General features: G+C 71.0%; 12 protein-coding genes. 6 read left to right on the top strand and 6 right to left on the bottom strand.

All coding sequences use genetic code 11. The annotated features are described in order from the left end of the window. Positions 1 to 177: 177 nt before the first annotated feature. Positions 178 to 459 carry a BTH_I0359 family protein gene (locus QRD43_RS00780; protein ID WP_285980560.1) on the bottom strand — a complete coding sequence of 94 codons (282 nt, stop codon included), beginning with the start codon at positions 457 to 459 and terminating at the stop codon, positions 178 to 180. Between the two features lie 151 nt (positions 460 to 610). Beyond that, positions 611 to 1,663: a DUF3108 domain-containing protein gene (locus QRD43_RS00775; RefSeq protein WP_285980559.1), complete on the bottom strand. Its 1,053-nt coding sequence runs from the start codon at positions 1,661 to 1,663 to the stop codon at positions 611 to 613. A gap of 35 nt (positions 1,664 to 1,698) precedes the next feature. Between QRD43_RS00775 and QRD43_RS00770 the strand changes: the two genes are divergently transcribed. The 4 genes from QRD43_RS00770 (at position 1,699) to QRD43_RS00755 (ending at position 5,539) form a co-directional block, all read left to right on the top strand. Next, positions 1,699 to 2,778: a fumarylacetoacetate hydrolase family protein gene (locus tag QRD43_RS00770; RefSeq protein ID WP_285980558.1), complete on the top strand. Its 1,080-nt coding sequence runs from the start codon at positions 1,699 to 1,701 to the stop codon at positions 2,776 to 2,778. After that, positions 2,775 to 3,755: a nucleoside hydrolase gene (locus QRD43_RS00765; protein ID WP_285980557.1), complete on the top strand. Its 981-nt coding sequence runs from the start codon at positions 2,775 to 2,777 to the stop codon at positions 3,753 to 3,755. The genes QRD43_RS00770 and QRD43_RS00765 overlap by 4 nt, the downstream gene beginning before the upstream one ends. Further along, positions 3,752 to 4,405, top strand: a complete 654-nt coding sequence (locus QRD43_RS00760) for a pyridoxamine 5'-phosphate oxidase family protein (RefSeq protein WP_285980556.1) — start codon at positions 3,752 to 3,754, stop codon at positions 4,403 to 4,405. The genes QRD43_RS00765 and QRD43_RS00760 overlap by 4 nt, the downstream gene beginning before the upstream one ends. A 75-nt stretch (positions 4,406 to 4,480) precedes the next feature. After that, positions 4,481 to 5,539 carry a homocysteine S-methyltransferase family protein gene (locus tag QRD43_RS00755; RefSeq protein ID WP_285980555.1) on the top strand — a complete coding sequence of 353 codons (1,059 nt, stop codon included), beginning with the start codon at positions 4,481 to 4,483 and terminating at the stop codon, positions 5,537 to 5,539. A gap of 48 nt (positions 5,540 to 5,587) precedes the next feature. Here QRD43_RS00755 and QRD43_RS00750 read toward each other — a convergent pair whose 3' ends face one another. Continuing rightward, a complete protein-coding gene (locus tag QRD43_RS00750) occupies positions 5,588 to 6,787 on the bottom strand; it encodes an HD-GYP domain-containing protein (RefSeq protein ID WP_285980554.1) in 1,200 nt (399 codons plus the stop codon). A gap of 29 nt (positions 6,788 to 6,816) precedes the next feature. On the opposite strand from QRD43_RS00750, the gene metH reads away from it, so the two are divergent. Together metH and QRD43_RS00740 are read left to right on the top strand one after the other, a co-directional pair. Next, the gene (gene metH / locus QRD43_RS00745; protein ID WP_285980553.1) at positions 6,817 to 9,837 is read left to right on the top strand and encodes a methionine synthase; all 3,021 of its coding nucleotides are present in this window, start codon (positions 6,817 to 6,819) and stop codon (positions 9,835 to 9,837) included. A gap of 138 nt (positions 9,838 to 9,975) precedes the next feature. After that, entirely contained in the window at positions 9,976 to 10,599 is a 624-nt protein-coding gene (locus QRD43_RS00740; RefSeq protein WP_285980552.1) for a glycine zipper 2TM domain-containing protein, read from the top strand. A gap of 97 nt (positions 10,600 to 10,696) precedes the next feature. On the opposite strand, the gene QRD43_RS00735 is transcribed toward QRD43_RS00740, so the two are convergent. The 3 genes from QRD43_RS00735 to QRD43_RS00725 all read right to left on the bottom strand — a co-directional run bounded on the left by QRD43_RS00735 (position 10,697) and on the right by QRD43_RS00725 (position 12,886). Then, positions 10,697 to 11,527, bottom strand: a complete 831-nt coding sequence (locus tag QRD43_RS00735) for an SPFH domain-containing protein (protein WP_285980551.1) — start codon at positions 11,525 to 11,527, stop codon at positions 10,697 to 10,699. Positions 11,528 to 11,536: 9 nt separating this feature from the next. Beyond that, complete coding sequence (locus QRD43_RS00730) at positions 11,537 to 11,719, bottom strand: hypothetical protein (protein ID WP_285980550.1); 183 nt, start codon at positions 11,717 to 11,719, stop codon at positions 11,537 to 11,539. A 123-nt stretch (positions 11,720 to 11,842) separates the two neighbouring features. Continuing rightward, on the bottom strand, positions 11,843 to 12,886 hold the full coding sequence (locus QRD43_RS00725) for a Gfo/Idh/MocA family protein (protein ID WP_285980549.1): 1,044 nt from the start codon (positions 12,884 to 12,886) through the stop codon (positions 11,843 to 11,845). Positions 12,887 to 12,975: the final 89 nt, after the last annotated feature.

The raw sequence follows: 12,975 nt of genomic DNA, 5'->3' as shown, positions 1-12,975 counted from the left end.
GGACGGGCGGGCGGCGGCTCGACGGGCCCGGTGCGGGACTTGGCGCGGGCCAGGAGAGAGGAGAAGGCGTGGGCGCAGAACGGACGGGTCATGCGCGCCTGGGGGCATGGAGCGCGGGGCGTGCCGACGGCGGGGCCGCGGCGATCGCGGGCGGGCAGGGCGCCCGCCCGGCAGGGTTCAGTGCATGACGACGGGCTGCTGGCCCATGTTGGCGTAGCGCTCGATGAAGTCGTCCAGCTCTTCCTCGCTGGGCTCCTGCTCGATGAGCGCCTCGACGCCTTCCTGGAACTGCTGGGCCAGCGCGCCTTCGATGAAGATCTCCTTGCGGGAGAACTTGTCGACGATCTCGAAGCCGCCGCGCTGCAGGGCGGGGAGATCACGGCCGTCACGGCGCAGCTGCTCGACGGGGACGTCGAACTGGACCACGATGAAACTGGGGGAGTTGTAGAGCATGTGCATGAGGGACTCCTGTGACCAGCAACTGCGGTCGGCAGGACCGGTTTCAAGAGGAACCGGCCCGCTAACGGCCTCGACCGCGATCAAATAGTGGCAGAAAGCCTGGCTGATCGGCGCCTGGGGGGTCTTTTATTTGTGGCAGGCGCGTCACAAGTCACGCAGCCGCGGCAGGTTCCGGGCCGGAGAGCTCGTCCTGCAGCTCCATCTCCCAGCCGTCCTCGTCGCCGATCTGCTGGTGCAGGCGCACCGGCAGGAACTGGCGAGCCGGGTCCAGCCAGACGTCGAGCCGGGCATCGAAAGGCCCGAGCGCACCGCGCTGCAGGTGCCACAGCCCCGCCTCCTGCCCCAGCACGCTGAACTGCCAGCGGTGCAGACCGCCGCGGATCAGCGCGACGGGGATCTCGAAGCGCTGCCCGGCCAGCGGCGTGCCGCGCTGGGCCTGCCAGGCCTGCAGCAGCGCCGGCAGCTGCAGCCACCAGGAGAGGCGGTCCTGGGTCGCGGGCGCCAGCGGTTGCAGCTCGGTGCTCGCGGAATAGCTGATCAGGCCCTGGTCGCGCCGGAAGTTGAGCGCCTGCACCTCGCGCGGGCCGCGCAGCACGGCGAAGCGCTGGGGCGCCAGGCCGAGGGCGTCGCGCCCGCCCTCGCTGCGCCAGCCCGGCAGCGGGTGGCTGGGCAGGCGGCGCCGCAGCGTCAGCTCGTAGCCCTGCGGGCGCGACTGCCAGCGCAGCACGGCCACCCCCTCCTCGCCGGCCTGACGCAGGCGGTAGCGCCAGACGCCCTCGCCCAGCGGGGGGACGGCAGCGAGGTCCGGGGCGCCGACGGCCGGGGGGGCTTCGGCATCCCCGGCGACGTCAGGATCCGGGCGCGCTGGGGGAGCGGCCTCCGCGGGGGCGGGCAGGGGCGGCGCGGGCGTGACGGCCTCGGGGGCTGCCTCGCCCGGCCGTGCGATCGGGGCGGGGCGCGGTCGGGCGTCACGGGGCCGGGTCGCCACGGGGGGCGCCCGATCCGCCGCTGGTGCCTCCCGCACGCTCAGCAGCAGCGGTGCGCTGTGCAGCGGGCGCGGCTCGCGCTCGGGCCAGCCGAGCAGCAGCCAGGCATGGGCCAGCAGCGCGGCGCCCGCGGCCGCCAGCAGGCCCCGGTCCGGACGCGGGACGGGGCCGGACGGGGGCGTCGGGGCGGCGGTGATCGGCGAAGGCGCTCGGCTCATTGGACAATGCAGGGCATGCAGGAGTGTCACCCACGATGAAACTAGCCACCTACCGTGACGGATCCCGCGATGGCCAGCTGGTGGTCGTCTCGCGGGATCTGAGTCAGGCGCACTACGCCAATGGCATCGCCACGCGGCTGCAGCAGGTGCTGGACGACTGGAATTTTCTCGCGCCGCAGCTGGAGGACCTCTTCCTCACGCTGAACCACGGCAAGGCGCGCCATGCCTTCGCCTTCGAGCCCGCCCGCTGCATGGCCCCGCTGCCCCGCCCCCGGGCGCTGCTGCAGGGCAATGCCTACGCGGCGCTGCAGGCGCTGATCGAGGGGCAGCCGGAGGCCGAGCCTGGCAGCGAGCCCGTGCTGCTGCGCGGGCCGGCGGAGTCGCTGCAGGGGCCGATGGAGCCTGTGCGCCTGCCCAACGAGGCGCTGGGCCTGGACTTCCAGCCCGGCCTTGTCGCCGTGTGTGCGGACCTCGCCCAGGCGGCGCCGCCGGAGGGGGCGCTGGAGTCCGTGCGACTGATCGGCCTGAGCTGTGACTGGCGCCTGCAGCAGCTCGCGCTGCGGGAGCGCGAAGCCCGTCAGGCCCCGCACCTGAGCCAGCTGGCCTGCAGCTTCGCCCCGGTGCTGGTGACGCCGGACGAGCTGGGCGATGCCTGGCGCGGCGGGCGGCTCAAGGGCTGCCTGCTGTCCTTGCTCAATGGCCGCAAGTTCGGGCCCGTGGACCTGGGCGCCGAGATGCACTTCAGCTTCGGCGAGCTCATCGCGCAGGCCGTGCGCCTCAAGCCGCTGCGCAGCGGCGTGCTCGTGGCCAGCGGCCCCGTCGGGCCCGCCCGGCCGCGCCAGGGCTGCGCGAGCCTGGTCCACCGCCGGGCGCTGGAGGCCGACGAGAAGGCCGGGGTGCAGACCGGCTTCATGAAGTGGGGCGACAGCCTGCGGGTCGATCTCAAGGGCGCCGACGGGCAGAGCGTCTTCGGGGCCATCGACCTCGACGTGCTGAACCTCACGGACCCGGATCCCCAGGAGGCCACGGCGCTGCCGGTCGAGACCGCGGTGCCGGACGGATCGGTCGACGACGCCCTGCCGCTGGTGGATGCGGACGTGGAGGCCGGGGCATGAGCGCGTCGCTTGCTGGCCGCGCCCGCCAGGCCATCGTCATCGACACCGACCCGGGCCAGGACGACGCCATCGCCCTCCTGCTGGCCCTGGCCAGCCCGGAGCTCGAGGTGCTGGGCATCAGCACCGTGGCCGGCAATGTGCCGCTGGCGCTCACCAGCCGCAATGCGCGCATGGTCTGCGAGCTGGCCGGCCGGCCGGACCTGCCCGTGCATGCCGGCGCCGACCGCCCCCTGCAACGCCCGCTGGTCACGGCCGAGCATGTGCATGGCAAGACGGGGCTGGACGGCTTCGAGCTGCCCGCGCCCACCATGCCGCTGCAGGCCGGGCACGCCGTGGACTTCCTCATCCGCAGCGTCATGGAACGCCCGGCCGGCAGCGTGACGCTGTGCCCGCTCGGCCCGCTCACCAACATCGCCCTGGCCCTGCAGAAGGAACCGGCGCTGGCCGCCCGCATCGGCCGCATCGTGCTGATGGGCGGCGGCTGCTTCGAGGGCGGCAACATCACGCCCGCGGCCGAGTTCAACTGCTACGTGGATCCGCACGCCGCGGCGGCGGTGTTCGCCAGTGGCGTGCCCATCACCCTGGTGCCGCTGGACTGCACGCACCAGGCGCTGACGAGCCCGGCGCGCATCGCGGCCATCCGGGCGCTGGGCGGCCGCATCGGGCCGGCGGTGGCGGGCTGGCTGGCCTTTGCCGAGCGCTTCGACGAGCAGAAGTACGGCCAGCAGGGCGGCCCGCTGCACGACCCCTGCGTGATTGCCTGGCTGCTCAAGCCCGAGCTGTTCCGCGGCCGCACCTGCAATGTCGAGATCGAGACCCAGAGCCCGCTCACGCTGGGCATGAGCGTGATCGACTGGTGGGGCGTCACCGACCGCCCGCGCAACGCGCTCGTGCTGGGCGAGGTGGATGCCCAGGGCCTTTTCGACCTCATCACTGAACGCCTCGGGCATCTGGTCCGACGCCTGGAGACCCCATGAGCACTGCCGCCACGCCCCTTCCCGACTGGCTCGACACCTCGCACGACGTGCGGGATGCCGCCGGACTGCGCGCTCGCTACGACCGCGTGCCCACGCCGGCCTCGCTGTTCAAGGAGTGCCGCGAGATCCACCCGCTCTACCGCCGCTACATCGAGGCCTCGCCCTTCGCGGTGCTGGCCACGCGCGGCCCGAACGGCCTGGACACCTCCCCCCGCGGCGATGCCCCGGGCTTCGTGCAGGTGGCCGACGCCAAGACGCTGCTGATGCCCGACCGCCGAGGCAATGACCGCATCGACAGCCTGCGCAACGTGCTGCACGACCCGCAGGTGGCGCTGCAGTTCCTCATTCCCGGCGTGCCCGAGGTGTTGCGCGTCAATGGCACGGCCCGCATCAGCGCCTCGCCCGCCCTGTGCGAGCGCTTTGCGGTCGATGGCAAGCTGCCGGCCACGGTGCTGGTGATTGCCGTGAACCTCGTCTTCTTCCAGTGCGCCCGAGCCATCAAGCGCTCGCGGCTGTGGGACCCGGCCGTGCAGCGCGACCGCGCCGAGCTGCCTTCGCCTGGTGAGATCCTGCAGGCCCTGGAGGCGAGCTTCGACGGCGAGGCGTATGACGCGGCGCTGCAGGCCCGGCAGAACGCCACCTTGTACTGAGCCGGAGCCCGCCTGGGCGAATGGCGAAGGCCCTGCACTGGGCGGATGCCGGGCGGCCTTCCTACAATCGGGGGCATGAACGCCCCTACCGCCCCCCGCTACACCCGTGGCAGCGCCTTGCCCGCGCTGATGAAGCAACGCATCGTCATCCTCGACGGGGCGATGGGCACGATGATCCAGCGCTACAAGCTCACCGAGGCCGATTTCCGCGCCACGCGCTTCGCGGACCACCCCAAGGACCTCAAGGGCAACAACGACCTGCTGGTGCTCACCCGCCCGGACGTCATCAGCCAGATCCACGAGCAGTACCTCGCCGCCGGCGCCGACATCATCGAGACCAATACCTTCGGCACCACCTCGGTCGCGCAGGAGGACTACGGCCTGCAGGACTTCGCCTACGAGATGAACGTGGCCGCCGCCCGTCTGGCGCGCGCCGCGTGCGAGAAGTACAGCACCCCCGAGAAGCCGCGCTTCGCCGCCGGCGCCCTGGGCCCGACGCCCCGCACGGCCTCGATCAGCCCGGACGTGAACGACCCCGGCGCCCGCAACGTGGACTTCGACACCTTGCGCGCCGCCTACTACGAGCAGGCCAAGGGGCTGCTGGAGGGCGGGGTGGACCTGTTCCTCGTCGAGACCATCTTCGACACCCTCAACGCCAAGGCCGCGCTCTTTGCGCTGGACGAGCTGATGGACGCCACGGGCGAGCGCCTGCCCGTGATCATCTCCGGCACCGTGACCGACGCCTCGGGCCGCATCCTGTCGGGCCAGACCGTCACCGCTTTCTGGCATTCCGTGCGGCACGCCAAGCCCCTGGCGATCGGCCTGAACTGCGCCCTCGGCGCCACGCTGATGCGCCCCTACATCGAGGAGCTGGCCAAGGCCGCGCCCGAGACGGCGGTGAGCTGCTACCCGAACGCCGGCCTGCCCAACCCGATGAGCGACACCGGCTTCGACGAGACCCCGGACGTCACCGGCCGCCTGATGGCGGAGTTCGCGCAGGCGGGCTTCCTGAACATCGCCGGCGGCTGCTGCGGCACGACGCCGGACCACATCGCGGCCATCGCGGCCAAGGTGTCGGCCTACCAGCCTCGCGCCTGCGGGCACAAGCTGTTCAGCGATCTGGTGGAGGCCTGAGCCGGGCGGGGCTCGACCCGCCCGCTATCCCGCCCGTCCCCCCGACCGTCACCCCGCCGTCTTCAGCAGCTTCTCCATGTTGATGACCAGCTTGAGCTCGTGAGGCGCCAGGCTGGCGGCGACGGCCTGCGCCTGCAGACGGGTGTCGCGCGGCACGGGGCCGCTCAGGGGTGAGCCGCTCTTGCCGATCAGCGCCGCCACCAGCGGGTCGGTGGCGCTGTGACCGCGGCGCACCACGATGCCCTGCTCGCCATTGGCCAGGCGCACGAGGCTGCCCGGCGGGTACAGGCCGACGGCCTTGATCACCGCGGCACCGGCCTCGTCCGGCTGCTGGCGCTCGTCCAGGTAGATGGCCCGCACCGCGGCCGCACCGGACAGCGCCTTGCGGTTGCGCCGCGGGCTCAGCCGGGCGCCGAAGATGTCGATCCGGCGCAGCACGCGGGCGAGCTGGTCGATGTCGGCACGCCCCGCGAGCGGCCCCGGGCCGGCTTCGTGATGCAGGCGCACGGCGCCCAGCCAGAGCTCGTCCGTGACCCCCAGCGCGCGCAGCTGCTCGGCGCTGCGGTCGCCGTGGTCGCGCATCTCCAGGGACTGCCGCGGGCTCGGCTTGTCCTCCTGCGCCGCCAGGCGGTCCTGCTGCGGCGTGATGCTGAGGTTCATCGTCAGGGCGGCGTTGAGCAGGGCCCGGGTGCGGTCCTCGGCCCAGCCCAGCTGCTTCGCCACGAGGTCCGCCACCAGCAGACACAGCACGGCGTGGCGGGCGCTGTAGCGCTGGAAATCCTGCGAGGCGTCGTGCACCAGCAGGGTCAGGACGGCGTCCGGGCGCTGGTGGAAGCGCCTCAGGGCGTCCTCGCGCAGCGTTTCCAATCGGCCAAGGAAGTCTTCGCGGGGATCCTTGAGCAGGCTGTGCGCGTGCAGGTGCAGGTCGTTCCAGAAGGCCGGTTCGCTGAGCTCGGCGACGGCCCGCTGCGTGCGCTCGGCGCGGAAGTCCGCCTCCACCTTCACGATGTTCGCCAGCGAGGCGCCTTGCATCATGAGCGTGTCCATCTTGTGGACCAGCGCCTTCTGGTATTCCTTGGTTTCATGGGCCTGCACCCAGGCGCCGCGCTGGATCAGGGCCTGGACCTGCGGGGTGTTCTGCAAGGTCTGGCCGGCGGCGAACAGGAGGTGGCCTTCCGCGTCACGCACGGAGAAGGTCAGCACCTGGCCGATGCGCAGGCTGTTGGGGGGCAGGGGGACGAGTTCCACGGTCAGAATGTATTTCGGCGCGGCGCAGTATGGGCTTGAGGGCGCGCAGCCCAGGCGCGCGTAAACCCTGCGAGTGCGTAAAATCCGCACGTTCGAGGAGCGTTGCGACGCCTCGGCCGGCTCGCCGCCGGCCAGCGCCAGGCTCGAACCCGGTGGCCCCCTTGCGACTCCCCCTGCAAGCGCTGCCCTGCCAACGACGCTCACCGAGTCCCCATTTCCCTGGCGGCCGAGGTGAGTCCTGCCCCGGCCCCAGCAGCAACGGCTGCAGCATCGTCTGCGCCACCAGCATCGCCGAGGTCCGCATGTCCACAACGTCGTCCGCACAGCCCCGCACGCCCGTCCAGCCCATGAAGCTCTCGGGCCTGGAGCCCGTCGTGATCGGCCAGGGCACGCTCTTCGTCAACGTGGGCGAGCGCACCAACGTGACGGGTTCCAAGGCCTTCGCCCGCATGATCCTCGAGGGGCGCTACGAAGACGCGCTCTCCGTGGCCCGCCAGCAGGTCGAGAACGGCGCGCAGATCATCGACATCAACATGGACGAGGCCATGCTGGACAGCAAGGCCGCGATGGTGCGCTTCCTCAACCTCATCGCCTCCGAGCCCGAGATCGCGCGCGTGCCCATCATGATTGACTCCTCCAAGTGGGAGGTGATCGAGGCCGGCCTGAAGTGCATCCAGGGCAAGGGCATCGTCAACTCCATCTCGCTGAAGGAAGGCGAGGCCGAGTTCAAGCGCCAGGCCACCCTGGTGCGCCGCTACGGCGCGGCGGCCGTGGTGATGGCCTTCGACGAGAAGGGCCAGGCCGACACCTTCCAGCGCAAGACCGAGATCTGCGAGCGCGCCTACCGCGTGCTGGTGGACGAGGTCGGCTTCGCGCCCGAGGACATCATCTTCGACCCCAACATCTTCGCCATCGCCACCGGCATCGAGGAGCACGACAACTACGCCGTGGACTTCATCGAGGCCACGCGATGGATCAAGCAGAACCTGCCCGGCGCCAAGGTCTCGGGCGGCGTGTCCAATGTCTCCTTCAGCTTCCGCGGCAACGACCCGGTGCGCGAGGCCATCCACACCGTGTTCCTGTACCACGCCATCCAGGCAGGCATGGACATGGGCATCGTGAACGCCGGCATGGTCGGCGTCTATGACGACCTGGAGCCCGTGCTGCGCGAGCGCGTGGAGGACGTGGTGCTGAACCGCCGCCCGGATGCGGGCGAGCGCCTGATCGAGGTCGCCGAGAGTGCCAAGGGCGCCGCCAAGGACGACAGCGCCCGTCTGGCCTGGCGCGCCGGCAACGTCAACGAGCGCCTGTCGCATGCCCTGGTGCACGGCATCACCGACTTCATCACCGAGGACACCGAGGAATGCTGGCAGGCGATCAGCGCCAGCGGTGGCCGCCCCCTGCATGTGATCGAGGGCCCGCTGATGGCCGGCATGAACATCGTGGGCGACCTCTTCGGCCAGGGCAAGATGTTCCTGCCGCAGGTGGTCAAGAGCGCCCGCGTGATGAAGCAGGCCGTGGCCCACCTCGTGCCCTACATCGAGGAGGAGAAGCGCCAGCTGGCCGCCGCGGGGGGCGATGTGAAGCCCAAGGGCAAGATCGTCATCGCCACCGTGAAGGGCGATGTGCACGACATCGGCAAGAACATCGTCACGGTGGTCCTGCAGTGCAACAACTTCGAGGTGGTGAACATGGGCGTGATGGTCCCCTGCCAGGACATCCTCGCCCGCGCCAAGGTGGAAGGGGCGGACATCATCGGCCTGTCCGGCCTGATCACGCCGAGCCTCGAGGAGATGCAGCATGTCGCCGCCGAGATGCAGCGCGACGACTACTTCCGCATGAAGAAGATCCCGCTGCTGATCGGCGGGGCCACCTGCAGCCGCGTGCACACGGCCGTGAAGATCTCGCCGCACTACGAAGGGCCGGTGGTCTACGTGCCGGACGCCTCGCGCTCGGTGGGCGTGTGTGCGGACCTGCTCTCCGACGAGCGCGCCACCCGCTTCATTGACGAGCTCAAGGCCGACTACGACAAGGTCCGCGACCTGCACGCCAACAAGAAGCAGACGCCGCTGGTGAGCCTGGCCCAGGCCCGTGCCAACAAGCAGCAGGTGGACTTCAGCGCCTACACGCCGCCGGTGCCCAAGTTCCTGGGCCGCCGCGAGCTGCGCAACGTGGACCTGGCCGAGCTGGCCGCCTGCATCGACTGGGGTCCCTTCTTCCAGACCTGGGACCTGGCCGGCCCCTTCCCGGCCATCCTCAAGGACGAGGTGGTGGGCACGGAGGCCCAGCGCGTGTTCAGCGACGGCAAGCGCATGCTGCAGCGCCTGATCGACGGTCGCTGGCTCACCGCCAATGCCGTCTTCGGCCTCTACCCGGCCGCGCAGGTGAACGACGACGACATCGAGATCTACCGCGACGAGTCCCGCACCGAGGTGCTGATGACCTGGCGCGGCCTGCGCATGCAGTCGGAGCGCCCGGTGGTCGATGGCGAGCGGCGTCCCAACCGCTGTCTGGCCGACTTCGTGGCGCCCAAGGGCACGGTGCCGGACTACGTGGGGATGTTCGCCGTCACGGCCGGCATCGGCTGCGACAAGAAGGAGGCGCAGTTCCTGGCCGATCACGACGACTACTCCGCCATCATGCTCAAGGCCCTGGCCGACCGCCTGGCCGAGGCGCTGGCCGAACGCCTGCACCAGCGCGTGCGCAAGGAGTTCTGGGGCTACGCGACCGACGAGCAGCTGGACAACGAGGCGCTCATCGCCGAGCAGTACCGCGGCATCCGCCCGGCGCCCGGCTATCCCGCCTGCCCGGACCACCTCGTGAAGCGGGACGTGTTCCGCGTGCTGGACCCGGCCGCCATCGGCATGGGCCTGACGGAGTCCATGGCGATGACGCCGGCCGCGAGCGTGAGCGGCTTCTACTTCGCCCATCCCGACGCCACCTATTTCAACGTGGGCCGCATCGGCGACGACCAGCTGAAAGACTGGGCGGCCCGCTGCGCCCTCGACGAGGCCAGCGCCCAGCGCGCACTGGCCCCGCTGCTGGGCTGAGGCCCGGGCGCCGGGCAGCCAACGCTCGCTTACATCTGTGACCTGTTCGGCTGTCGGCCGGACGGGCCCTTCTGGCATTCTGGAAGTACCGCCCGCTCCTGCCGTTCCCGGCGTGTCGCGGTGCCTGAGGAGATCCCCATGAAACTGCCGTTCACTTCCAGTCAACTCATTGCCGGCGTGCTGGGCGCCGGCGTCCTGCTGGCGGGCGCCTTTGCCGTCGGCCGCGCCTCATCGCCGTCCGTGCCGTCCGTCCCGGCCAGCCCGGTGGCCGCGCCCGCCGCCGAAACCACTGGCGGCTCGCCCGCCCCGACCCCGCCGGCACCCCAGAAACAGTCGATGGCGGATGCTCGCGAGGCGCAGGGGAACGCCGGCACGTCGGGCTCGGAACCCGGCAAGGCCGCGTCGAGCCATGCCCCGGCCCTGTGCGGCGAATGCGCCCGCGTGTCCGAGGTGCACGAGGAAACCCGTCAAGGCAAGGCCAGCGGCATCGGTGCCGTGGGTGGCGCGGTGCTGGGCGGCCTGCTGGGCAACCAGGTGGGCGGCGGCACCGGCAAGAAGATCGCCACCATCGGCGGCGCCGTGGCGGGTGGCTATGCCGGCAACGAGATCGAGAAGCGCCAGAAGTCGCACCGCGTCTGGGTCGTTCGCCTGAGCCACGCCGACGGCAGCTCGCAGCGCCTGGAGCAGGCCCAGGACCCGGGCCTGCGCGTGGGAGACGTGGTCGTCGTGCGCGACGGCCGCATCGAGCGCCGGGAGCGCTGAGACCCGGCCGGCGGATGCCCCGTCCTGAACGGCAAAGGCGGCCCGCGGGCCGCCTTTGTCATGGGGAGCCGGGCGCCCTGTGTCGCGCCGCCCGGGCTCAGCGTGCGTTGGCGTTCACGATGCCCTTGAAGTCGTAGGGCACCACGATGGTGTTGACCTTGCCCGCGGCGATGCCCTCGGCGATCTTCAGCTGCGCCTGGGCGTTCATGTACTCAATGGCCTTGCTGTTGGCATTGAGCGCGGCGATGCGCTCGGCCTCCTTCTTGGCCGTCTCCACCTCGATCTCCTTGGCGCGCAGGGCGTTCTGCGCCGTCACCACGGCGTTGGCCGAGGCGATGATGTCGTCGGCCGGCATCACGTTGCGCACCTGGACCAGGGTGACGCTCAGCGCCTGGTCCAGCTTCTCCGCGGCCAGCGTCTCGGTGACGATGCGCTTGATCTCCTGCTCGATCTTCTGGCGGTTGTCCGCCACGGAGAGCGCCTTGTACTCGCGCACGGCCTTGTAGGCGGCGTTGTTGGCGACGGTCGTCATGAAGCTGTGCATGAGGATCCAGTCGCGTTCGTCCTTGTTGTAGGCGTGGAAGCTGCGGCTCTTGGTGCTCCAGAGGTCCGAGACGCTGCTGGGATTGATGGAGTAGACCAGGGTGAGGTCGAAATCCTTCAGCGTGCTGTTGTCGGCCGTGAGCGGGTTCTTGTTGTCCAGCGTGACGGCGATGTCGCGCACCGGGAAGGTCAGCACGTCGCCAAAGAGCGTCTGGTTGAAGCTGCCGGGCATGAGCTCGGCGCCGCTGATCTGCTTGTCGATGCCCACCCGCAGCCCGACCTCGCCGGTCTCGATGCGCGTGCAGGCGCTCAGTGCGGCGGCGGCCATCAGCAGGGCCAGGGTGACGGGGCGAATCCCGGTCGTGCGGTTCGTGTGTGCGTTCATGGGTCCCTCTCAGAAGAAATGAATCATCGCGGCGGCCAGGACGCCCGCCAGCACGGCACCGATGCCCGCCCAGCGCAGCCACTGCAGCCAGGCGATGGCCTGACGCCGGCTGAGCGACCGCAGCCAGATCAGCAGGCCCAGGCAGGCCAGCCACAGCGTCAGCAGTACCAGCCATGCACGCAGCAGGCTCATGTCGGTGTCCCTCGTGGTTTTTCTGCGCGCATCATTCCACAAGCCCGTGTCACCGACGGCCCTCCTGTGGGGGAGAAGGCGGCGGCCGGCGACGCCTGTCGGGCCGCCACCACAGCGCCGCGCTCAGCGCAGGGGCGGGCCCGCCTCGAAGGGGTAGCGCACGCCCAGCCGTGCGCGGATGCGGTCCATCCACCCGAGGATGTCCAGCGTCTCGGCATGGCCCATGCGCGGGCTCTCGATCCTGCCGGCGCGGATGCAGGCCTGCGCCTCCTCGATCTCGCCCTCGAAGCCGTTGATGCGCCAGGGGGCCTCGATGCGTTGCTCCGCCTGACCGTGCGGGCGCAGGACCAGGGTCTGGCTTTCCCAGAAGTGATGCGGCAGGCTGATCGAGCCATGCTCGCCGAGGAGGGTCAGCGCATTGGGCGCGCTGGCGTCCAGGCCGCAGAGGAACTGCGCCGTGATGCCGCCCGCGAAGCCCAGCAGCCCCTGCACCCGCAGGTCCACGCCGCTGGGCGCCAGCAGGCCCTGGACGTCCAGCTGGCGAAGCGCCGGGACGTGGCCGAGGGACTGCTGCAGCGCCAGGCGCGTGGCGGTGAGGTTGTAGATCCCGACGTCCAGCAGGGCTCCCCCGCCCGCCGCGGGATCAAAGAGGCGGCTGTTCGGGTCATAGGGCGCCGGGAAGCAGAACGTCGACTCGATGGCGCGCAAGGGGCCGATGGCCTGGTCCCGCAGCAGGGTGCCGAGCACCTCGTAGGCCGGGAGGAAGCGCGTCCAGACGGCCTCCATCAGGAAGACGCCCCGCTCGCGGGACAGGGCCACCAGCGCCTCACCCTCGGCCCGGTTCGGCACCAGGGGCTTCTCGCACAGCACCGGCTTGCCGGCCGCGAGCGCCGCGCGCACCGGTGCGCCATGTTGGGCGTGCGGGGTGGCAATGTAGACCGCGTCGACGGCCGGATCCGCCAGCAGGGCGGCGAGGTCCGTGCTGACGCGCGGGGCGCCGGCAGGGTCCGGCCATTGCGCCTGGCATTGCTCCGCAAAGGCGGCCGCCCGCTCGGCGTCGCGGCCGTGGACGGCGACGAGGCGGCTGCCCGGCATCGCGCTGAGGGCCTGTGCGAAGCGCCGGGCGATCTTGCCCGGGCCGATGAGGGCCCAGCCGAAAGGTTTCATGGGGAAGGATGGAGGGGGGCGATCGTTGGCGGGCATTGTGGCCCCAGCCGTGCGGAGGCTGGTTTCGGAACGGTTTCAGGCGGGATGCC

It is taken from the genome of Roseateles subflavus (assembly GCF_030285365.1).
GTDB lineage: Bacteria > Pseudomonadota > Gammaproteobacteria > Burkholderiales > Burkholderiaceae_C > Roseateles_B > Roseateles_B subflavus.
This window is presented reverse-complemented; position numbering and strand designations above follow the sequence as displayed.